Genomic DNA, 20,787 nt, shown 5'->3' on the forward strand with positions numbered 1-20,787 from the left:
TGCGAGTACGTGCGATTTCTTGGACTCCGCTCGCGCCAGACTGGAAAAAATTCCCCTATAGGTTGAATTACTGTCTATTATAGAATAAAAATCAACTATCAAAGATATTTTATTATCGTTCAAATTGTTTTCATGGCAAAAATGCCACTGATGCGCGAAACGCGTCCTGCCTCCCGGCCGAAGCCCGCAATTCTCCTTTCCTGGTATCGAACCGGCGGGCATCTTGCCGGCGGAGCAGGGACGACGATTCACGGCGCGGACGCGCCCGAGATGTGCTCGTCATCGAACGGCGTGGGACCTCCAAATGCCTCAAACACTGATAACACTGACCGGTACGAGCGTTCCTGCCAACAACGTCTACGATTTCTTCTACGGTCCCACGGGAGGAATTTCGAATACGACGTATCTCGGAACGGTCAATGGCAGCCTCAACGGTGGGACCAGCCCGTATCCGTACTCGTTCCAGTACATCGCGGATTCGGCCAGCGCTGCCGCCACGGCGACCGTCTATTCGGTTCGGGACGCGGCGGGTAACATCTTCCAGGACTCGACCGCGCCGGGCGCCACCTCGTCTGCGGGCAACCAAACCACCTTAGAGGCCACCCAGACCGGTCTGACCACCGGTCCGACAGGACCTCAGGGTGCGACCGGCGCCCAGGGTGCGACGGGTGCCCAGGGCGCGACCGGCGCGCAGGGTGCCACCGGCGCCCAGGGCGCGACGGGGACGCAGGGCGCGACCGGCGCCCAGGGCGCGACCGGCGCGCAGGGTGCGACGGGTGCCCAGGGCGCGACGGGGACGCAGGGTGCGACGGGCGCCCAGGGCGCGACCGGCGCGCAAGGCGCGACGGGTGCCCAGGGCGCGACGGGCGGCCAGGGCGTCACCGGTCCGCAGGGTGCGACGGGTGCCCAGGGCGCGACCGGCGCGCAAGGCGCGACGGGTCCCCAGGGTGCGACGGGCGGCCAGGGCGTCACCGGTCCGCAGGGTGCGACGGGTGCCCAGGGCGCGACGGGCGCCCAGGGCGCGACGGGTGCCCAGGGTACGACGGGCGGCCAGGGCGTCACCGGTCCGCAGGGTGCGACGGGTGCCCAGGGTACGACCGGCGCGCAAGGAGCCACGGGTGCCCAGGGCGCCACGGGCACGCAGGGCGCGACCGGCCCGCAGGGTGCGACGGGTGCCCAGGGTGCGACCGGCGCGCAAGGTGCCACTGGCGCCCAGGGGGCGACGGGTACGCAGGGCGCGACTGGCCCGCAGGGTGCGACGGGTGCCCAGGGTACGACCGGCGCGCAAGGTGCCACTGGCGCCCAGGGGGCGACGGGTACGCAGGGCGCGACTGGCCCGCAGGGTGCGACGGGTGCTCAGGGTACGACCGGCGCGCAAGGTGCCACGGGTGCCCAGGGCGCCACGGGCACGCAGGGCGCGACCGGCCCGCAGGGTGCGACGGGTGCCCAGGGTGCGACCGGCGCGCAAGGTGCCACTGGCGCCCAGGGGGCGACGGGTACGCAGGGCGCGACTGGCCCGCAGGGTGCGACGGGCGCCCAGGGTACGACCGGCGCGCAGGGCGCCGCGGGTGCCCAGGGCGCCACGGGCACGCAGGGCGCGACCGGCCCGCAGGGGGCGACGGGTGCCCAGGGTACGACCGGCGCGCAGGGCGCCACGGGTTCCCAGGGCGCCACGGGCACGCAGGGCGCGACCGGCCCGCAGGGTGCGACGGGTGCCCAGGGTACGACCGGCGCGCAGGGCGCCACGGGTTCCCAGGGCGTCACGGGCACGCAGGGCGCGACCGGCCCGCAGGGGGCGACGGGTGCCCAGGGTACGACCGGTGCGCAAGGTGCCACGGGCACGCAGGGCGCGACCGGTCCGCAGGGGGCGACGGGTGCCCAGGGTACGACCGGCGCGCAGGGCGCCACGGGTGTCCAGGGCGCCACGGGCACGCAGGGCGCGACCGGCGCGCAGGGGGCGACGGGTGCCCAGGGTACGACCGGCGCGCAGGGCGCCACGGGTGCCCAGGGCGTCACGGGCACGCAGGGCGCGACCGGCGCGCAGGGGGCGACGGGCGCTCAGGGTACGACCGGTGCTCAGGGTCCCGAGGGTGCGACCGGTGACATCGGCCCGACGGGCGCAACCGGTGCTGGTGCCACGGGCGCGACCGGCGGCACGGGCGTTGCCGGTGAGACTGGAGCTACGGGTGCGACGGGTGCTGCCGGAGCGACGGGTGCCACGGGAGCTGGTACCACGGGTGCGACCGGTTCTACCGGCGCCACCGGAGCGACAGGTAACGCGGGTGCGACCGGTTCTGCCGGTGCCACCGGAGCGACGGGTACCACGGGCGCGACCGGCACTGCCGGAGCGACCGGCGCCACGGGTGCGACTGGTTCTGCCGGTGCTACCGGAGCGACGGGTACCACGGGCGCGACCGGCACTGCCGGAGCAACCGGCGCCACGGGTGCGACCGGTTCTGCCGGTGCCACCGGAGCGACGGGTACCACGGGCGCGACCGGCACTGCCGGAGCGACCGGCGCCACGGGTGCAACTGGTTCTGCCGGTGCCACCGGAGCGACGGGTACCACGGGCGCGACCGGCACTGCCGGAGCGACCGGCGCCACGGGTGCGACCGGTTCTGCCGGTGCCACCGGAGCGACGGGTACCACGGGCGCGACCGGCACTGCCGGAGCAACCGGTGCCACGGGCGCGACCGGTTCTGCCGGCGCCACGGGTGCCACCGGCGCCACGGGCCCAACCGGTCCGGACGGAGCCACGGGTGCCACCGGTGCGACCGGTCCGGTCATCTGCTTCGCGGCAGGAACGATGATCCTGACGCCGCAGGGCGAGCGTCCGGTCGAGGCCCTGCGGCCCGGCGACGCCGTCGTCACGGCCTCGGGGGAGACGGTCCGCATCGCTTGGGTCGGTCACCGTCACGTCGACCTGCGGCGTCATCCGCATCCCGAGCGGGCCCAGCCGGTCCTGATCGCCGCGGATGCCTTCGGCCCCGGCCTGCCGCACCGCGACCTCGTCGTCTCGCCCGGCCACGCGATCTTCGTCGACGGCGTGCTGATCCCGGCCGGGGTCCTGGTCAACGGCACGTCGGTCGCGCAGCTCGACCGGGCCGAGGTCGTCTACCACCACGTGGAACTGCCGGTTCACGACGTGCTGGTGGCCGACGGGCTGCCCGCCGAGAGCTACCTCGATTGCGGCAACCGCGGCACCTTCGAGAACCACGACGGCCCGGTGACCCTGCATCCGGACTTCGTCGCGGTGGCGCTGAACCTGGAACTGGCCTGCGCGCCGTTCCTACTCCACGGCCCGGTCGTCGACCGCGTCCGGGCGCGGCTCGCCGCGGGGGCGGCGAAGGCCGGCGCCACGGTGAAGCCGGAGCGCTCGCTCCTCGCGCGCCTCATGCGGCGAGCGTGAGCCGCGCCGGCCTCCGGCCGGCCTGACGCAACCGCCCTGACACGGCCCGCGGCGCCTCCGAAGGAGCGCCGCGGGCCTTCAACGTGAGGGGGCTCGCCGCCGCCCGGCTCCCCTCGCGCAGGCGCGCGAGGGAAAACCCCGCTCCCGGAAAAGACCGTCCCCGCGCCTTCAGCAGGACTCCCATGACCCCGTCCGGCCAGACCCTCTGCCTCGCGATGATCGTCAGGAACGAGGCCGCGGTGATCCGCCGCTGCCTCGAGTCGGTACGCCCGGTCATCGACCACTGGATCGTCGTCGATACCGGCTCCACCGACGGGACCCAGGACCTGGTGCGGGAGGCGCTGGCCGATCTCCCGGGACGGCTCGTCGAGCGCCCCTGGGTCGATTTCGCCCATAACCGCTCCGAGGCCCTGGCGCTGGCGCGCCCGCACGGCACCTACACCCTGGTCATCGACGCCGACGACGAGCTGGTCCTGCCGCCGGGCTTCGTCGTGCCCGACCTCGCGGCGGACGGCTACGACGTCGCCATCGCGGATGCCGGGCTCGTCTACCGGCGCACGCAAGTGCTGCGGAACGCCGTGCCGTGGCGATACCGGGGGGTGGTGCACGAATTCGTCGACGGCCCGGCGGCGGCGACGAAGGCCTTCCTGGACCTGCCGATGCGGCGCAACCACGACGGCGCCCGCCGCCGCGACGGCGAGACCTACCGGCGCGACGCCGCGATCCTCGAAGCCGCCCTGCGGACGGAGACGGATCCGCTCCTCGTCGCGCGCTACACCTTCTACCTCGCCCAGAGCTACCGGGATTGCGGCGCCTACCGGGAGGCCCTCGACGCCTACCTGCGGCGGGCCGAGCTCGGGTTCTGGCACGAGGAGGTCTACATCGCCCTCGTCGTCGCCGCCGACTTGATGGGGCGCCTCGGCCGGCCGGCCGACGAGGTCGTGGCGACCTACCTCCGCGCCATCGCGGTCTGTCCCGACCGGGCGGAGGCGCAACACCGCGCCAGCCGGTACTGCCGCCTCGCCGGCCGGCCCGAGGAGGGCTTCCTCCTCGCCGAGGCGGCCCTGCGCCTCGGCCTGCCGGAGGCCGGGCTGTTCCTCGAGCCCTGGGTCTACGCCTACGGCCTGCGGGACGAGTACGCGGTCAACGCCTACGTGACCGGGCGCCACCGGCACTGCCTCGCGGCCTGCCTCGACCTCCTGGCCTGCCCCACGGCGCCGGAGGCCGAGCGCCCGCGCTACGCCGCCAATGCGCGCGCCGCCCTCGAGATGATGCCCGTCTCCCCCGCCGGGAGCGCCGCCGCGATCCCCGGCACGGCATGACGCCGGCCAAGACGCTGACCATGACACCGGCGGAGGAGTACCGCCTCATCGCGCGCTCGGGCCTGTTCGATGTCAACCACTACCTGCTCGAAGCGCCCGACGTCGTCGCGGACGGGGCCGACCCGCTGGTCCATTTCTGCCGGTTCGGCGCCCGCGAGGGCCGGCGCCCGAACCTCTACTTCGATCCGGCCTGGTACGCCGGCCTGTATCTCGGCGGGAATCCGGGCGGCGTGAACCCGGTCTGCCACTATATCCGCCTCGGCGAGCGCCGGGGCTTGCGGCCGATCGGCTACTTCGAGCCGGGCTGGTACGCGCGAACCTACCGCCTGCGCCGCGGCACCTCGCCCTTGCGTCACTACCTCACCCACCGCCGCAGCCAGCTCTACGCGCCGAACGCGCTGTTCGACGTCGCCTGGTACCTGGAGCGCCACGGCGCCGAGATCGGCCGCAACCGGGACGCCTTCGCGCATCTCCTGCGCCACGGCGCGCGGCGCGACCTCGCCGGGTCGCCGGGGTTCGATGCGGGCGCCTACCGCGCGCGCCACGGCCTGTCCGCCGCGCCCGCTTCGGCGCTCGTGGTGGACCAGGAGGCCTGCAACCCCCTGGTCCACCATCTGAAGGCGCAGGCCGCCCAAGAGTTCGCTAGCGGAGAGTTCGCTAGCGGAGAGTTCGCTAGCGGAGAGTTCGCTAGCGGAGAGTTCGCTAGCGGAGAGTTCGCCAACGAGGAGCTCGCCCGGCACGGGGCCGTGCGGCGCCCCTGGTGGCGGCGGATCCTGCGCTGATGAAACGCCGTCCGGGCCGGACGGTCCGGACGGCGGCGCGCTCAGAACGGCTTCGGCTTCATCAGCGAGCCGCGGCTCGACACGATCGCCACGACGATCCACGGACAGACGAAGACCAGGAAGAACAGCAAGCCCATCGCGAGCCTCCCTTCGATGTTGTCGCAACCAACCCCATCAATGCCGCGCGGCCGGCGGGGGTTGCACGCCGCCGCGGCCTACTCCTCCCCCGCCGGCGCGTCGGTGTCCTTCGCGCGGTGGAGCAGGAAGATCGACACCACCATCACCAGGATCAGCCCGGCCAGCACGCCGAGTTCGATCATCGAGGCGCGAAACAGCGCCTCCTTCTGCGGGCTCCACTCGGTGGCGTGCATCTGCTCGGCGGTCTGGAGCGTCAGCACCAGGACGCGCCGGATCGAGGCGATCAGCCCGACGATCAGGAACGGCTCGCAGGTGAGCCTGCCCGAGCGCATCGACACCCGCACCGTGTGCAGGATCTCGACCAGCATCAGCAGGAACAGCAGCCGGTCGACCACGTCGAGGAGCTGCGAGGCGCCGCCGACCGCCAGGATCGCCTTGCCCGTCAGGCCGGCGGCGTCGACGAGCGCCATCACGGCGGTGAGCGCCAGGAGCACGCCGAGGGCGGCGTAGATCGCGTGCTCGGTGTGCAGGAAGACGAAGGCGGAGAGCCGCGTCAGGCGCCCGCCCTCTTCCTCGGCCTTCTCGAGCTTCGTGGTCTCGACCATGCTCGTCTCCCGGGGCTCGCTACGGAGCCTGCCAATCGCGGATCGGTGGGGGAACGCGCTCAGCGCAGGTCCCGCGGCATGCGGAAGGGCAGCATCGCGCGCACCAGGGGGTTCGTGAACCGGTCGAGGTCGAGCGCCTCGTGCACCGGCTGCACCGCCTCGCCGCAGATCCGCGCCGAGAGGAGCGAGCGGGAGTAGAACGGCGCGTCCTCGAACCGGCGCAGCACCGAAGCCGTCCCGTCGTCGCTGCGGGTCGCCCGCTCCAGGCGCCAGAGCGTCGGCGGCAGGGCGGCGGGGACCGGCGGGTCGATGGCCTGCGGGGTGCCGTCGGGGGCAAAGCGCAGCGATAGGTCCTGCCGGCTGCCGTCGCGGCGCAGGACGTCGTAGAGGATCGCCGCGCCGTGGCGCAGGGTCGAGCGCGACCACGTCCAGCTCCGGAACGAGTCCTCGAGCGCGACGTCGCCGTCGTTGGTGTCGAAATAGGCGTGGCCGTTCCAGCGCAGGGACGGCCGGTCGAGCGCGACCTCGACCCGCGAGGCGGGCGCGAGCGGCCACCAGCGGTGGCGCCCCTCCGCGTCGAGGGCGAAGGGGCCGGGCGTGATCCCGGCGGGCCGCACCCGGATCGTCCCGGAGAGCCGCGCGGGCAGGGGGCTCGTCACCTCGTCGACCCGGATGGTCAGCACCGTGCCGTCCCAGTCGAGCGAGCTCGGCCCGATGGCGAGCGAGGTCGCGGTCCGGCTCACGCGGCCCCGGCGCCGCTCGGTCATCGCCCAGGCCTTCGGCCGCCCGTACAGGACCACGTTGACGGCGCAGTGGTCGATCGGGTCCTTGTCCCGGCTCCAGGCGTAGTAGGGCGAGAACACGCTGCCGAGGAACGCGATGATCGTGATCCCGTGCCGCCCGTCGTCGCTCACCCCGTCGACGTACCACCAGGCGTAGCCGCCGGGCGGCACGCTCAGGTCGAACCGAGGTCCCGGAGCACGCTCGCCGCCGCGAGCCGGCCCGACTGCGCCGCCATCGGCACGCCCGGCCCCGGATGGATGCTGCCCCCCGCGAGGTAGAGGCCCGGCAGCCGCGTGCGCGCCCCCGGCCGGCGGAACGACGCCATCCAGCCGTGCGAGGCCCGGCCGTAGAGCGCCCCGCCCGTCGCCGGGAACAACGCCGCGAACTCCGCCGGCCCCGTGACCGTGCGCGCCGTCTCCGGGATTGTCAGGCCGCAGGCGGCGAGCCGCCGGCTCATCGTGTCGTGGCATCGGGCGATCTCCTCACGGCTCAGGGTGGCGCCGCCGGCGGGCGCGTTGACGAGGCAGAGCAGGGCTTCGGGGGAGCGGGACGGCACGCCGTCATCCTCCCGGTCCTGGGCGCAGACGTAGACCGTGGGGTCGCGCGGCAGGCGGCCGGCGCGCAGGTCGGCGAACTCGGCCGCGTAGTCGCCCGAGAAGAACACGTTGTGCCGCACGAGGCCGAACCCCTCGGGCGAGCCCGCCGCCGCGAAGGTCACGGCCGAGAGCGAGCGCTCGCCCGCCGGCACCCGGTCGACCGTCCGGGCGGCCTCCCGCCCGAACAGCCCGTCGGCCAGGGCCGCGGCGTCGGCATTGACCACCACCCGGGTCGCCGGCAGCCGCTCGCCGGTCTCGAGCGCGACGCCGGTCACGCGTCCGCCCTCGACGACGATGCGATCCACCCCCGTGCCGTAGCGCAACTCCGCCCCGCGCTCGGCGGCGAGGCCGGCCACCGCGGCGGCGAGCCCCGAGAGCCCGCCGGCCACGGTCCAGACGCCCTCCATCTCGACATGGGCGACGAGCATCAGGGTCGCGGGCGCGGAGAAGGGCGAGGAGCCGCAATAGGTGGCGTAGCGGCCGAAGAGCTGGCGCAGGCGGGGATCGCGAAAATGCTCGGCCAGCGCGGCCCACAGCGTGGTGAAGGGCTGGATGCGCAGCAATCCGGGAAGGCCCGAGGGCCCGGCCCGCAGCGCGAGGTCGACCGGGCTCGGCCGCTGGCCGCGGATGAACGGCTCCTCCAGGGTGCGGTAGATCTCGGCCGCGCGGGCGCGGAACTGCCGAAACCCCTCCGCCTCCCGCGCATCGGCGAAGTCCGCGATGGCCGCCTCGGAGCGGGCGGGATCGGCGAAGAGGTCGAGGCGCTCGCCCGCGTTCCAGGCGTGGCGGGCCAGCACGGCAGTGGGGGCGAGGGCGACGCGCGCGCCGAGATCGGCGCCGCACTCGGAGAAGATCTCCTCGAAGACCCAGCGCATGGTGAAGACCGTCGGGCCGGCCTCGACCGCGAGCGGGCCGGCCTGGACCCGGCGCATCTTGCCCCCCGGCGCGGCGGCCTTCTCGAGGACGGTCACCGGCAGGCCGGCGGCGGCAAGCCTCAGGGCGGCGACGAGCCCGCCGATCCCCGCCCCGATCACCACCGCCCGCTCGTCCGCCACGCCGTTGATCTCCCGCGGCAACAGTGTCAATCTAAGTTGACAGTTTGAAATGTTCAAACGAAATGACAGCTAGGGAGAGATGCCGTGGATGACGGTCGGCGCATCGAACGGGCCCTGGACGTGGCCGTGGCCTACGCGGAGGCGCCCGGCGCGCCGCCGCTCCTGGCGGAGGCGATCCGCTACGCGGTTTTTCCCGGCGGCCACCGCATCCGCCCGCGCCTCTGCCTCGCGGTCGCCCGCGCCTGCGGCGACGACGACCCGGCCGCCTCCGACGCCGCGGCCGCGGCGATCGAGCTCCTGCACTGCGCCTCGCTCGTCCACGACGACCTGCCCTGCTTCGACGACGCGGCGGAGCGCCGGCGCAAGCCCAGCGTCCACGTCGCCTTCGGCGAGCCCCTGGCGGTGCTCACCGGCGACGCCCTGATCGTGCTCGCCTTCGAGACGCTCGCCCGCGGCGCCGCGCGCTCGCCGACGCGGCTCGCCGCCCTCGTCGGCCTCGTGGCCCGGGCGGTCGGCTCGCCGGCCGGCATCGTGGCGGGGCAGGCCTGGGAATCCGAGCCGCAGGTTGGGCTCTCGGTCTACCAGCAGGCGAAGACCGGCGCGCTCTTCGCCGCCTCCACCGTCACGGGCGCCGCCGCCGCCGGGGCCGAGCCGATGGCCTGGCGGTTGCTCGGCGAGTATCTCGGCGAGGCCTACCAGGTCGCCGACGACCTGCGCGACGTCGCCTGCCGCCAGGAGGAGATCGGCAAGCCGGTCGGGCGCGACGTGACCCTCGGGCGTCCCAACGCGGCGGCCTTGCTCGGCATGGACGGGGCGCTGCACCGCCTCTCCGACCTCGCCCACGAGGCGATGGAGGTGATCCCCGACTGCCCCGGCGTCGCGGCCCTGCGCGCCGAGATCCTGGCCCAGACCCGGCTGTTCCTGCCGGAGCGGCTGGCGAAGAGCCTGGTGGCGTAGACGATGGACCGGGAAGGCTCGCGCCCGAACCCTCCCCCCTCTGCGGGGGAGGGTGCCCGGCAAGGCCGGGCGGGAGAGGGGCAGCTCGACGCCGATCCAGTGGGCGCCCCTCAGACCGGTTCGGTCTTTTCCGGAAGCGGCGTCCCCTCTCCCGGCCTCCGTCGGGGGCCTCCCTCCCACGCGAAGGGCAGGACTGTCCGGGAGAATGAAAAGACGCGGGTTTCCCCTCTCCCTGCGGGCGGGGAGAGGCTTGAGCACCCCTTGTCGGGTGCTCGAGGAGCCCGCAGGGCGAGGGTGAGGGGGTGTTCCCGGAAGAGTCTCACTCGTCGAGACCCCCTCACCCTCGCTCCGGCTCCGCCTGCGCTCCTTTCACCCCCGGCAAGGGGGGCGAAAGCCTCTCCCCGCCCGCGGGGAGAGGAGAGAACCCGCGCCATTCTTTTCCCCGGACAGCCCTGCGCGGAGGGGGCAGGGTTGTGACGCCCGAACCTCACGCCCTTCCGGCAAGCTCTGCCGCCCCGCCCTCCTGGCGCGACCGCCTCCTCGCCTGGCGCCACGGCCTGATCGCGAGCCCCCGCTTCCAGCGTTTCGCGGCCGCCTTCCCGCTCACCCGGCCGACCGCGCAACGCAATGCCCGGGCGCTGTTCGATCTCTGCGCCGGCTTCGTCTACGCGCAGGTGCTCGCCGCCTCGCTTCGCCTGGACCTGTTCCGCATCCTCGCCGACGGGCCGATGACGGCGGAGGATTTGTCCCGCCGCCTCGACCTGCCGCCGGATCGGGCGCTGTGCCTCTTGCGCGCCGCCGCCTCCCTGGGGCTCCTGACAGCCTTGCGCGACGGCCGATTCGCGCTGGGCGATCTCGGCGCGGCGCTCATCGGCAATTCCTCGGTCGCCGCGATGGTCGCCCACCACGCCATGCTGTACGACGACCTGCGCGACCCCGTCGGCCTGCTGCGCGGCACGACCGGCCCGACGACGCTCTCCGGCTACTGGGCCTATGCAGGCACCGACGACCCGGCGGCGATCGGGGAGGCGGCGGTGGCGCCCTACGGCGCGCTGATGGGCGCCTCGCAGGCGCTGGTCGCCCGCGACATCCTCGACGCCTATCCGCTCGCCCGCCACGCCCACCTCCTCGAGATCGGCGGCGGGGAGGGCGCCTTCGCGGTCGAGGCGGCCCGCAGCGCGCCCGATCTTCGCGTCACGCTGTTCGATCTGCCGCCGGTCGCGGCCCGCGCCGCGCGCCGCTTCGCGGAGGCCGGCCTCGCCGACCGCGCCGCGACTCTCGGCGGCAGCTTTCACGACGGGCTGCCGCGGGGCGCCGACGTCGCCTCGCTGGTGCGCGTGGTCCATGATCACGACGACGCGCCGGCCCTCGCCCTGATGAAAAGCGCCCGCGCGGCGCTCGAGCCCGGCGGCACGCTCCTCGTCGCCGAGCCGATGGCCGGAACCCCCGGCGCCGAGCCGGTCGGCGACGCGTATTTCGGATTCTACCTCCTCGCGATGGGCAGCGGCCGGCCCCGCACCGCGACCGAGCTCACCGGCATGCTGCGCGAGGCCGGCTTTAAGCAGGTGCGCGAGTGCCGGACGCGGCGCCCGATGCTGGTGCGCCTGCTCGTCGCCACGGCCTCGCGAGCCGCCGTCCATGTCGAAAGTGTAAAGCAAACTTGACGCACAGAGCTGTCCATCTAAGATGACGGAAGCCGCGACGAGCGGCACGCATCGCCACCAGGCGGGGGCCGTACCGCATGCACGCGCAGGCCGTGATCCTCGACCGTCCCGAACGGCTCGGCCTCGCCGAACTCGCTCTCGACGCACCCGGTCCCGCCGACGCGACCGTCGAGGTCGCGTGGAGCGGGATCAGCACCGGCACCGAGCGCCTGCTGTGGTCGGGCCGGATGCCGGACTTCCCCGGCATGGGCTACCCGCTGGTGCCGGGCTACGAATCCGTCGGTCGCGTGGTCGAGGCGGGTCCCGAATCCGGCCGCCGCGTCGGCGAGACGGTGTTCGTGCCGGGCGCCCGCTGCTTCGGGCCCGTCCGCGGTCTCTTCGGCGGCGCGGCCTCGCACCTCGTCTCCGAAGGCCACCGGCTGCGGCCGATCCCCGAGACCCTGGGCGAGCGCGGCATCCTGCTGGCGCTCGCCGCCACGGCGCACCACGCGCTGGCGGGCAGCGGCGCCTCGGGGCGCCAGCTCATCGTCGGGCACGGCGTGCTCGGGCGGCTCATCGCGCGCATCGCGAGGATCGACGGTCTCGACCCCGTGGTCTGGGAACGCGACCCGGCCCGCCGCGGCACTGAGACCTACCCGGTGATCGACCCGGGCCAGGACGACACGACCTACACGCGCATCATCGACGCGAGCGGCGATGCCGGCCTCCTCGACACCCTGATCGCCCGGCTCCGGCCCGGCGGCGAGGTGGTGCTGGCCGGCTTCTACGAGGCGCCGCTCTCCTTCGCCTTCCCGCCCGCCTTCCTGCGCGAGGCGCGCATCCGCGTCGCCGCCCAGTGGCAGCCCGCCGACCTCGACGCCGTGGCGGCGCTCGCCGGCAGCGGCGCCCTCTCCCTCGACGGCCTCGTCACCCATCGCCGACCGGCGGCAGCGGCGTCGGACGCCTACCGCACCGCCTTCGGCGATCCCGACTGCCTCAAGATGATCCTCGATTGGAGAGCCCGGCCATGAACGCTTCGCTGAACGGCGCCGCTCTCCGGCAGGCCACGCTCCTGCGCGCCGAGGCCGCGATGCCCCAGGACCCGGTCCCGACGGCCGCGACCCGCGAGACGCAGATCATCGCCATCTACGGCAAGGGCGGCATCGGCAAGAGCTTCACGCTCGCCAACCTGTCCTACATGCTGGCGCAGCAGGGCAAGCGGGTGCTGCTGATCGGCTGCGACCCGAAGAGCGACACGACCTCGCTGCTGTTCGGCGGCCGGGCCTGCCCGACGATCATCGAGACCTCGACCAGGCGCAAGCTCGCCGGCGAGGCGGTGGCGATCGGCGACGTGTGCTTCAAGCGCGACGGGGTGTTCGCGATGGAGCTCGGCGGGCCGGAGGTCGGCCGCGGCTGCGGCGGGCGCGGCATCATCCACGGCTTCGAGCTCCTGGAAAAGCTCGGCTTCCACGAATGGGGCTTCGACTACGTCCTGCTCGACTTCCTGGGCGACGTGGTCTGCGGCGGCTTCGGCCTGCCGATCGCCCGCGACATGTGCCAGAAGGTCATCGTCGTCGGCTCGAACGACCTGCAGTCGCTCTACGTCGCCAACAACGTCTGCTCGGCGGTGGAGTATTTCCGCAAGCTCGGCGGCAATGTCGGCGTCGGCGGCCTCGTCATCAACAAGGACGACGGCACCGGCGAGGCGCAGGCCTTCGCCGAGGCCGCCGGCATCCCGGTCCTCGCCTCGATCCCCGCCGACGACGACATCCGCAAGAAGAGCGCCAACTACGAGATCATCGGCCGGCCGGACGGGCGCTGGGGCCCGCTCTTCGCCGAACTCGCCGAGAACGTCGCCGGCGCCCGGCCGCACCAGCCGGCGCCGCTCACCCAGGACGCCCTGCTCGGCCTGTTCAAGGGCGAGGCGGTCGGGCGCGGCGTCGTGCTCGATCCGGCGAGCGACGAGGACATGCGCGGTCGTCCGATCGAGCGCCGGCCCTCCCTCGAAGTCGTCTACGAGGCGGTCTGACCATGGGCGCCTCCCTCGATCTCGCCGCCCTGCGGGCACGAACACCGGTCGACGCCCCGGTCAACCTGGAGGCGACGCGCCAGGACGGGCTCGGCTGCCATTCCGGCAAGGAGACGATGCGCCAGGCCGCGCAGGCCGCCGGCATGGGCGAGACCCTGGACGCCTTGAGGCGCGACTATCCGGCCGGCCCGCACGACCAGCCGCAGAGCATGTGCCCGGCCTTCGGCTCGCTCCGGGTGGGCCTCAGGATGCGCCGCACCGCCACGATCCTGTCCGGCTCGGCCTGCTGCGTCTACGGCCTCACCTTCACCTCGCACTTCTACGGCGCGCGCCGGACCGTCGGCTACGTGCCGTTCAACTCCGAGACCCTGGTCACCGGCAAGCTGTTCGAGGACATCCGCGACGCGGTGCACGAGACTGCCGATCCGTCGCTGCACGACGCGGTCGTCGTCATCAACCTCTGCGTGCCGACCGCCTCCGGGGTGCCCCTGCGCCTGCTGCCGCGGGAGATCGACGGGGTGCGGATCATCGGCATCGACGTGCCGGGCTTCGGCGTGCCGACCCATGCCGAGGCCAAGGACGTGCTCGCCGGCGCCATGCTGAAGGTCGCGCGGGCGGAAGCCGAGCAGGGCCCCGTCGCGGCGCCGCGCCAGGGTGTACCGAACCAGGGCCGCGACGGGCGCCCGACCGTCGCGCTGCTCGGCGAGATGTTCCCGGCCGATCCGATGCAGATCGGCGCGCTCCTCGAACCGCTGGGGCTTGCCGCCGGTCCGGTCGTGCCGACGCGGGAATGGCGCGAGCTCTACGCGGCGCTCGATTGCACGGCGGTGGCGGCGATCCACCCTTTCTATACCGCGTCCTTACGCGAGTTCGAGGCGGCGGGCCGCCCCGCGGTCGCCTCGGGCCCGGTCGGCTACGACGGCACCGCCGCCTGGCTCGAGGCGATCGCCGAGGCCTGCGGCGTCGCGCCCTCCGCCGTCGCTGCGGCCAAGAACCGGTTCCTGCCGGCGATCCGCGGGGCCTTGTCCGCCAACCCGATCCGCGGCCGGATCACGCTCACCGGCTACGAGGGCTCGGAGCTGCTGGTCGCCCGCCTCCTCGTCGAGAGCGGCGCCGAGGTTCCTTACGTCGGCACCGCCTGCCCGCGCACGGCGATGTCGGAGATCGACCGCGACTGGCTCGAGGCGAGGGGCTGCCGGGTGCAGTTTCGCGCCTCCCTCGAGCAGGACCTCGCGGCGGTCGAGGAGTTCCGGCCCGACCTCGCCGTCGGCACGACGCCGGTGGTGCAGAAGGCCAAGGAGCGGGCGATTCCCGCGCTCTACTTCACCAACCTGATCTCGGCCCGCCCGCTGATGGGCGTCGCCGGGGCCGGCTCGCTCGCCCAGGTCGTCAACGGGGCGATGGCGCAAGCCGAGCGATTCGACGCCATGCGGTCGTTCTTTGCGGGCGTCGGGACGGGCCACGCCACCGGCATCTGGGAGGACGTGCCGAAGAAGCGCGCCGCCGTGAAGCGGGCGGCGCCCGAGAAACCGATCGGGGAGATGGCCTGATGCTCGTCCTCGATCACGACCGCGCCGGCGGCTACTGGGGCGCCGTCTACGTCTTCACCGCGGTGAAGGGCCTGCAGGTGGTCATCGACGGTCCCGTCGGCTGCGAGAACCTGCCGGTGACCTCGGTGCTGCACTACACCGACGCGCTGCCCCCGCACGAATTGCCGATCGTCGTCACCGGGCTCGCCGAGGAGGAGCTCGGCCGCCACGGCACGGAAGGCGCGATGCGCCGCGCCCACGCGACGCTCGATCCGACGCAGCCGAGCGTCGTCGTCACCGGCTCGATCGCCGAGATGATCGGCGGCGGCGTGACGCCGGAGGGCACCAACCTCCAGCGCTTCCTGCCCCGCACCATCGACGAGGACCAGTGGCAGGCCGCCGACCGCGCCCTGTCGTGGCTCTGGGCCGAATACGGGGCGAAGAAGGCGGCCAAGAAGGGCGTGATCCCGCCGCGGCCGGCGCGGGCGGAAGGCGTCAAGCCGCGGGTCAACCTGATCGGGCCGGCCTACGGCACCTTCAACATGCCCTCCGACCTCGCCGAGATCCGCCGCCTCGTCGAGGGCATCGGGGCCGAGGTGAACCTGGTGTTCCCGCTCGGCACCCACCTCGCCGACATCCCGCGCCTCGTCGAGGCCGACGCCAACATCTGCCTCTACCGCGAGTTCGGGCGCCTCCTCTGCGAGGCCCTCGACCGGCCCTACCTCCAGGCGCCGATCGGCGTGCACAGCACGACGAAGTTCCTGCGCGCGCTCGGGGAAATCCTGGGCGTCGATCCCGAGCCGTTCATCGAGCGGGAGAAGCACACGACGCTGAAGCCCCTGTGGGACCTCTGGCGGTCGGTGACGCAGGACTTCTTCGCCTCGGCGAGCTTCGGCATCGTCGCGACCGACACCTACGCGCGGGGGATGCGGAACTTCCTCGAAGGCGAGATGGGCCTGCCCTGCCGGTTCGCGGTCTCGCGCAAGGCCGGGGCCAAGCCCGACAACGCCGCCGTCCGGCAGGCCATCCGCGAGACGCCGCCGCTCGTCCTGTTCGGCTCCTACAACGAGCGCCTCTACCTCGCCGAGAGCGGGGGGAGGGCGGTGTTCATCCCGGCCTCGTTCCCCGGCGCGGTGGTGCGGCGCCACACCGGCACGCCGTTCATGGGCTACTCGGGCGCGACCTACCTGGTGCAGGAGGTCTGCAACGCGCTGTTCGACGCGCTCTTCCACATCCTGCCGCTGTCCCGCGACATGGACGCCGTCGAGGCGACGCCGGCCCGCGCCCGGCGCGCGCTCCCCTGGGACGACGACGCCCGCCTCCGCCTCGACGCCTCGGTGGAGGAGAGCCCGGTCCTGGTGCGGATCTCCTTCGCCAAGCGCCTGCGCGACGCCGCAGAGCGCGAGGCGGCCCGGACCGGGGCCGAGCGCGTGACCGGCCCTTGCGTCGAGCGCGCGCGCGCCGCGCTCGCGGCGGCCTGACGGCCGCTGCCCACCCGGCGCGGCCTGGGAGCTGCGCCGGTCGTCGAGATGCCTCGCGGAGTCCCGCAGGCAGGGAGGAGATCCGAGATCATGTCCCGTCCGTTCGTCACGGTTTCGCGGTCCCGTTCGGAAGCGGTCCAGTTCCGGGCCATTCTGGCGGCGACCTACCCCGTCTTCCTGGTCGCCGCCATCCTCCAGCGCCTGCGCCCGGGCGCGCCGGTGCCCGTCCCCCGGCGCTCGGTCTTCGGCGAGGCGCGGGCGATGGCGCTCTCGGCGATCCCCTTCGCCTTCATGGGCTGAGGCCCCCCAGGCGTCACGCCCGGGCCCGCCTCCCCATGGGGCCGAGTTTCCGCCGCCGACACCTGCGGCGGAGAGACCGCCCGTCCGTCGCGGCCGGGCAAACCCGCGCGGGAGCCCCCGCGCGGATCCGCATCCGGAGGTTCGGCAATGGCCAACGGCATGGACAAACCCAGCGTACTGTCAGGACTCACCGAAGAGGAGGCGAAGGAGTTCCACGGCATCTTCGTCACCAGCTTCATCATCTTCACGGCGATCGCGGTCGTCGCGCACTTCCTCGTCTGGCTGTGGCGGCCCTGGCTGCCGGGGCCGAACGGCTACTCCGCGCTGGAGAGCGGCGTGACGTATGCCGCCAACGGCATCCTGCCCTTCATCTCGTGAAGAAGGAACACACGCCATGCACAAGGTCTGGCTTCTCTTCGATCCGCGCCGCACGCTCGTGGCGCTCTTCACCTTCCTGTTCGTGCTCGCTCTGATCATCCACTTCATCCTGCTCAGCACCAACCGGTTCAACTGGCTGGAAGGTCCGGCGGCGAAGAGGGCGGAGATCGCGCAGACCCACGTTCTGCCGACCTGACGTCCCGCCGACCGGACCGGCCGGCGGACCGGGCGCCCATCTCCAGGCACCTTCGCCCCGGGCGTCCTCGCACCGCGGACGGGCGTGACGCCCCGCCCGCGGCCACCACGCATTCTCGCGGACGGGGAGGGCCGCGCCCATGGCCATGCTGAATTTCGAGCGCAAATACCGGGTCCGCGGCGGCACTCTGCTCGGCGGCGACCTGTTCGATTTCTGGGTCGGGCCGTTCTACGTCGGCTTCTTCGGGGTGACGGGCCTGTTCTTCACCCTGCTCGGCACCGGCCTGATCGTCTGGGGCGCGGCGATCGGGCCGACCTGGAACGTCTGGCAGATCAACATCGCGCCCCCCGACCTCAAGTACGGGCTGGCGCTCGCGCCGCTGCGCGAGGGCGGGCTGTGGCAGATCATCACCTTCTGCGCCGTCGGGTCCTTCGGCTCCTGGGCCCTGCGCGAGGTCGAGATCTGCCGCAAGCTCGGCATCGGCTACCACGTGCCCTTCGCCTTCTCGGTGGCGATCTTCGCCTACGTCACCCTGGTGGTGGTCAGACCCCTGCTGATGGGCGCCTGGGGCCACGGCTTTCCCTACGGGATCCTGAGCCACCTCGACTGGGTGTCGAACGTCGGCTACCAGTATCTCCACTTCCACTACAACCCGGCGCACATGCTCGCCGTGACGTTCTTCTTCACGACGACCTTCGCGCTGTCGCTGCACGGCTCGCTGATCCTGTCCTCGACGAACCCGCCGAAGGGCGAGGTGGTCAAGACCCCCGAGCACGAGGACACCTACTTCCGCGACACGATCGGCTACTCGATCGGCACGATCGGCATCCATCGGCTTGGCCTGTTCCTCGCCCTCTCGGCCGGGTTCTGGAGCGCGGTCTGCATCGTCATCAGCGGCCCGTTCTGGACCCGCGGCTGGCCCGAATGGTGGGGCTGGTGGCTGAGCCTGCCGATCTGGCGCTGAGTTCTTCGCCGCGTTCGCGAGACACCACCCTTCAGAAGGCACCCGCCGCCATGGGGTACTACCAGAACATCTACACCCAGGTTCAGGTCCATCCGCTCCACCCCGAGGCCGGCGTCACGGTCCCGGAGATCGAGAACCGCGTCGGCAAGGGAGGCTTCAACTACCTCGCCGGCCTCGTCGGCAACGCCCAGATCGGGCCGATCTATCTCGGCACCCTCGGCACGCTGTCCCTGGCCTGCGGCTTCATCGCCATCGAGATCATCGGCCTCAACATGTGGGCCTCGGTGAACTGGGATCCGATCCAGTTCATCCGCCAGCTGCCCTGGCTCGCCCTCGAGCCGCCCCGACCCGAATACGGGCTCCAGATCCTGCCGCCGCTCGCCGAGGGCGGCTGGTGGCTGATGGCCGGCTTCTTCCTCACCGCCTCGATCGTCCTGTGGTGGGTGCGGCTGTTCCGGCGCGCCCAGGCGCTGGGCCTCGGCTACCACGTGCCCTGGGCCTTCGCCTCGGCGATCTGGCTCTACCTGGTGCTCGGCTTCATCCGGCCGATCCTGATGGGGAGCTGGAGCGAGGCGGTGCCGTTCGGGATCTTCCCGCACCTCGACTGGACCGCGGCGTTCTCCTTGCGCTACGGCAACCTGTTCTACAATCCCTTCCACATGCTCTCGATCGTCTTCCTGTACGGATCGACGATGCTGTTCGCCATGCACGGCGCCACCATCCTGGCGGTCAGCCGCTACGGCGGCGAGCGCGAGATCGAGCAGATCGTCGACCGCGGCACCGCGACCGAGCGCGCCGCCCTGTTCTGGCGCTGGACCATGGGCTTCAACGCCACGATGGAATCGGTCCATCGCTGGCTGTGGTGGTTCGCGTTCCTCACCACGCTCACCGGCGGCATCGGCATCCTGCTCACCGGGACGGTCGTCGACAACTGGTACCTCTGGGCGGTCAAGCACGGCGTCGCCCCGCACTACCCGCAGATCTACGGCCCGGTGGTGGATCCGCTCGCGAACCCGGGAGGCACGCCATGAAGCTCGCCCTGCAGATCCTCGGCGTCGTGGTGGCGGTGCTGCTCACCGGCGCGATGTTCGGCACCGCGGGCTGGACACGGCCCCCGGTCCGCTCCGAGCAGACGGGTTTTCGCGGCACCGGCATGGTGCAGGTGCAGAACCCCCGCACGCTCGCCGCCAAGATCGACGAGAACGCCGCGCCGGCGCCGCAAGATCCCGTCCCGCCCGGCGGCGAACCCGCGACGCAGACCTACCAGAACGTCAAGGTGCTGACCGACCTCTCGACCGACCAGTTCAACCGCGTGATGGCCTCGATCACCGAGTGGGTGGCCCCCGAGCAGGGCTGCGCCTACTGCCACAACGTCGAGAACATGGCCGACGACAGCGTCTACGCGAAGACGGTCGCGCGCTCGATGCTGCGGATGGTCCGCCACATCAACGCGGACTGGAAGAACCACGTCGGCGAGACCGGCGTGACCTGCTACACCTGCCATCGCGGCAACCCGGTGCCGAAGGCGGTCTGGCACGACAATCCCGGACCTCCGCACGCCCTCGGCTTCGCCGCCCGCGACGGCGGCCAGAACCACCCGGCGCCCGAGGCCGGCCTGACGTCGCTCAACTACGATCCCTACAAGGAGCTGCTCGGCGATCAAAACATCGACCAGAACGCCGTGCGGGTCGCCGCCAGGACGGCCCTGCCGACGAGCCCGTCGAAGCCGATCCAGACCACCGAGCGGACCTACGCCCTGATGATCCACATGGCGGAGGGCCTGGGGGTCAACTGCACCTACTGCCACAACAGCCGCGCCTTCTTCTCCTGGGAAGAGAGCACCCCGAAGCGCGTCACCGCCTGGCACGGCATCCGGATGGTGCGCGACATCAACGGCAACTTCATCGAGCCGCTGACGCCGGTGCTGCCCGAAGCGCGCCTCGGGCCGGAGGGCGATCCGCCGAAGGCGAACTGCACCACCTGCCACCAGGGCCTGGTCAAGCCCCTCAACGGCGCGCAGATGCTCAAGGACTACCCGGAGCTCGCCGGAGGGCCGATGCCCGCGGCCGAGAACCCGGCGGCCAAGTAGCCGGCGGCCAAGGAGCCGGCCGGCAAGTAGGCCCGCCGCGTCCCCGCCACGCCGCCATGAAGAGACCCCGGTTCCGACAGGAACCGGGGTCTTCTCGCATCCCGGAAACGATGATGCACGATCGATTGTTTGCGATCGGTCGCTCATCGGCGCTCGAAGCAGCGCCATGGATCGTCGGATCATCTCACGGCGATTTGCCGCATCGGCACATTGTCAGGTTCGAGGAGTTGGATTGACACGTGCGACGGCGGTTCGCTGCCCGTGCGCCCGTCAACCCCCGCCCCCCGAGGGCGCTCAACGGAGGCAACGGCCATGGGCGATTCCGGCCTGATCTACATGCTCGCCTTCACGACCTTCGCGCTGGTCATCCTGTTCCTGATCTGGCAGCGGATGCGCGTCCAGCGCGCCAAGGAGACGGGGGAGCGCTCGAGCTTCACGGATCACCACGGCGGCCCGCCGCGGCCGCAGCACGGGGTGGATCCGAAGTGAGGCGACAGGCGATCTGAATGGTGGGGCTTGCCGCGCGTCCGA

19 protein-coding genes are annotated in these 20,787 nt (G+C 72.5%); 16 read left to right on the forward strand and 3 right to left on the reverse strand.

Features of this window, described 5'->3' with window-relative positions; all coding sequences use genetic code 11:
• Nucleotides 1-2,806 precede the first annotated feature (2,806 nt).
• The 3 genes from DK419_RS29955 to DK419_RS04880 all read left to right on the forward strand — a co-directional run bounded on the left by DK419_RS29955 (nt 2,807) and on the right by DK419_RS04880 (nt 5,513).
• Nucleotides 2,807-3,409 carry a Hint domain-containing protein gene (locus tag DK419_RS29955; RefSeq protein WP_245442831.1) on the forward strand — a complete coding sequence of 201 codons (603 nt, stop codon included), beginning with the start codon at nt 2,807-2,809 and terminating at the stop codon, nt 3,407-3,409.
• A 182-nt stretch (nt 3,410-3,591) separates the two neighbouring features.
• Nucleotides 3,592-4,731 (forward strand): glycosyltransferase, encoded by a 1,140-nt coding sequence (locus tag DK419_RS04875; RefSeq protein WP_109958092.1) that lies wholly within the window; start codon nt 3,592-3,594, stop codon nt 4,729-4,731.
• Nucleotides 4,728-5,513: a hypothetical protein gene (locus tag DK419_RS04880; RefSeq protein WP_109958093.1), complete on the forward strand. Its 786-nt coding sequence runs from the start codon at nt 4,728-4,730 to the stop codon at nt 5,511-5,513. The genes DK419_RS04875 and DK419_RS04880 overlap by 4 nt, the downstream gene beginning before the upstream one ends.
• Before the next feature lie 215 nt (nt 5,514-5,728).
• On the opposite strand, the gene DK419_RS04885 is transcribed toward DK419_RS04880, so the two are convergent.
• The 3 genes from DK419_RS04885 to crtD are packed head-to-tail and all read right to left on the reverse strand — an operon-like array spanning nt 5,729 to nt 8,690.
• Nucleotides 5,729-6,256, reverse strand: coding sequence for a phosphate-starvation-inducible PsiE family protein (locus tag DK419_RS04885; RefSeq protein ID WP_109958094.1), 528 nt, complete (start codon nt 6,254-6,256; stop codon nt 5,729-5,731).
• Between the two features lie 59 nt (nt 6,257-6,315).
• On the reverse strand, nt 6,316-7,209 hold the full coding sequence (locus DK419_RS04890) for a carotenoid 1,2-hydratase (protein WP_109958095.1): 894 nt from the start codon (nt 7,207-7,209) through the stop codon (nt 6,316-6,318).
• Nucleotides 7,210-7,211: 2 nt separating this feature from the next.
• A complete protein-coding gene (crtD, locus tag DK419_RS04895) occupies nt 7,212-8,690 on the reverse strand; it encodes a 1-hydroxycarotenoid 3,4-desaturase CrtD (RefSeq protein WP_109962131.1) in 1,479 nt (492 codons plus the stop codon).
• 84 nt (nt 8,691-8,774) lie between these two features.
• Between crtD and DK419_RS04900 the strand changes: the two genes are divergently transcribed.
• The 13 genes from DK419_RS04900 to DK419_RS29015 all read left to right on the forward strand — a co-directional run bounded on the left by DK419_RS04900 (nt 8,775) and on the right by DK419_RS29015 (nt 20,745).
• Nucleotides 8,775-9,647, forward strand: a complete 873-nt coding sequence (locus DK419_RS04900; RefSeq protein WP_109958096.1) for a polyprenyl synthetase family protein — start codon at nt 8,775-8,777, stop codon at nt 9,645-9,647.
• Between the two features lie 473 nt (nt 9,648-10,120).
• Complete coding sequence (locus tag DK419_RS04910; RefSeq protein WP_245442832.1) at nt 10,121-11,311, forward strand: acetylserotonin O-methyltransferase; 1,191 nt, start codon at nt 10,121-10,123, stop codon at nt 11,309-11,311.
• Nucleotides 11,312-11,388: 77 nt separating this feature from the next.
• Complete coding sequence (gene bchC / locus DK419_RS04915) at nt 11,389-12,321, forward strand: chlorophyll synthesis pathway protein BchC (RefSeq protein WP_109958097.1); 933 nt, start codon at nt 11,389-11,391, stop codon at nt 12,319-12,321.
• The gene (locus DK419_RS04920) at nt 12,318-13,319 is read left to right on the forward strand and encodes a chlorophyllide a reductase iron protein subunit X (protein ID WP_109958098.1); all 1,002 of its coding nucleotides are present in this window, start codon (nt 12,318-12,320) and stop codon (nt 13,317-13,319) included. The genes bchC and DK419_RS04920 overlap by 4 nt, the downstream gene beginning before the upstream one ends.
• A 2-nt stretch (nt 13,320-13,321) precedes the next feature.
• A complete protein-coding gene (gene bchY / locus DK419_RS04925) occupies nt 13,322-14,869 on the forward strand; it encodes a chlorophyllide a reductase subunit Y (protein WP_109958099.1) in 1,548 nt (515 codons plus the stop codon).
• Nucleotides 14,869-16,329, forward strand: a complete 1,461-nt coding sequence (bchZ, locus tag DK419_RS04930; protein ID WP_109958100.1) for a chlorophyllide a reductase subunit Z — start codon at nt 14,869-14,871, stop codon at nt 16,327-16,329. Before bchY ends, bchZ begins: the two co-directional genes overlap by 1 nt.
• 90 nt (nt 16,330-16,419) lie before the next feature.
• Nucleotides 16,420-16,629 carry a hypothetical protein gene (locus DK419_RS04935; protein WP_109958101.1) on the forward strand — a complete coding sequence of 70 codons (210 nt, stop codon included), beginning with the start codon at nt 16,420-16,422 and terminating at the stop codon, nt 16,627-16,629.
• Between the two features lie 147 nt (nt 16,630-16,776).
• Nucleotides 16,777-17,007: a light-harvesting antenna LH1, beta subunit gene (pufB, locus tag DK419_RS04940; protein WP_109958102.1), complete on the forward strand. Its 231-nt coding sequence runs from the start codon at nt 16,777-16,779 to the stop codon at nt 17,005-17,007.
• 16 nt (nt 17,008-17,023) lie between these two features.
• Nucleotides 17,024-17,203, forward strand: a complete 180-nt coding sequence (gene pufA / locus DK419_RS04945; RefSeq protein ID WP_109958103.1) for a light-harvesting antenna LH1, alpha subunit — start codon at nt 17,024-17,026, stop codon at nt 17,201-17,203.
• A 139-nt stretch (nt 17,204-17,342) separates the two neighbouring features.
• Nucleotides 17,343-18,167, forward strand: a complete 825-nt coding sequence (gene pufL, locus DK419_RS04950; protein WP_109958104.1) for a photosynthetic reaction center subunit L — start codon at nt 17,343-17,345, stop codon at nt 18,165-18,167.
• Nucleotides 18,168-18,217: 50 nt separating this feature from the next.
• Nucleotides 18,218-19,198, forward strand: coding sequence for a photosynthetic reaction center subunit M (gene pufM / locus DK419_RS04955; protein WP_109958105.1), 981 nt, complete (start codon nt 18,218-18,220; stop codon nt 19,196-19,198).
• Nucleotides 19,195-20,256: a photosynthetic reaction center cytochrome PufC gene (gene pufC / locus DK419_RS04960; RefSeq protein WP_109958106.1), complete on the forward strand. Its 1,062-nt coding sequence runs from the start codon at nt 19,195-19,197 to the stop codon at nt 20,254-20,256. Before pufM ends, pufC begins: the two co-directional genes overlap by 4 nt.
• Nucleotides 20,257-20,568: 312 nt before the next feature.
• Nucleotides 20,569-20,745, forward strand: coding sequence for a hypothetical protein (locus DK419_RS29015; RefSeq protein WP_167450828.1), 177 nt, complete (start codon nt 20,569-20,571; stop codon nt 20,743-20,745).
• Nucleotides 20,746-20,787 lie beyond the last annotated feature (42 nt).

The organism is Methylobacterium terrae, from assembly GCF_003173755.1.
GTDB classification, from domain to species: Bacteria; Pseudomonadota; Alphaproteobacteria; order Rhizobiales; family Beijerinckiaceae; genus Methylobacterium; species Methylobacterium terrae.

Coding starts and splice junctions, on each gene's coding strand:
- pufM (WP_109958105.1), top strand. CDS start 18,218: ATGGGGTACTACCAGAACATCTACACCCAGGTTCAGGTCCATCCGCTC.
- pufL (WP_109958104.1), top strand. CDS start 17,343: ATGGCCATGCTGAATTTCGAGCGCAAATACCGGGTCCGCGGCGGCACT.
- DK419_RS29015 (WP_167450828.1), top strand. CDS start 20,569: ATGGGCGATTCCGGCCTGATCTACATGCTCGCCTTCACGACCTTCGCG.
- bchY (WP_109958099.1), top strand. CDS start 13,322: ATGGGCGCCTCCCTCGATCTCGCCGCCCTGCGGGCACGAACACCGGTC.
- bchZ (WP_109958100.1), top strand. CDS start 14,869: ATGCTCGTCCTCGATCACGACCGCGCCGGCGGCTACTGGGGCGCCGTC.
- pufC (WP_109958106.1), top strand. CDS start 19,195: ATGAAGCTCGCCCTGCAGATCCTCGGCGTCGTGGTGGCGGTGCTGCTC.
- DK419_RS04935 (WP_109958101.1), top strand. CDS start 16,420: ATGTCCCGTCCGTTCGTCACGGTTTCGCGGTCCCGTTCGGAAGCGGTC.
- DK419_RS29955 (WP_245442831.1), top strand. CDS start 2,807: ATGATCCTGACGCCGCAGGGCGAGCGTCCGGTCGAGGCCCTGCGGCCC.
- DK419_RS04880 (WP_109958093.1), top strand. CDS start 4,728: ATGACGCCGGCCAAGACGCTGACCATGACACCGGCGGAGGAGTACCGC.
- DK419_RS04875 (WP_109958092.1), top strand. CDS start 3,592: ATGACCCCGTCCGGCCAGACCCTCTGCCTCGCGATGATCGTCAGGAAC.
- pufA (WP_109958103.1), top strand. CDS start 17,024: ATGCACAAGGTCTGGCTTCTCTTCGATCCGCGCCGCACGCTCGTGGCG.
- DK419_RS04885 (WP_109958094.1), bottom strand. CDS start 6,256: ATGGTCGAGACCACGAAGCTCGAGAAGGCCGAGGAAGAGGGCGGGCGC.
- bchC (WP_109958097.1), top strand. CDS start 11,389: ATGCACGCGCAGGCCGTGATCCTCGACCGTCCCGAACGGCTCGGCCTC.
- DK419_RS04920 (WP_109958098.1), top strand. CDS start 12,318: ATGAACGCTTCGCTGAACGGCGCCGCTCTCCGGCAGGCCACGCTCCTG.
- pufB (WP_109958102.1), top strand. CDS start 16,777: ATGGCCAACGGCATGGACAAACCCAGCGTACTGTCAGGACTCACCGAA.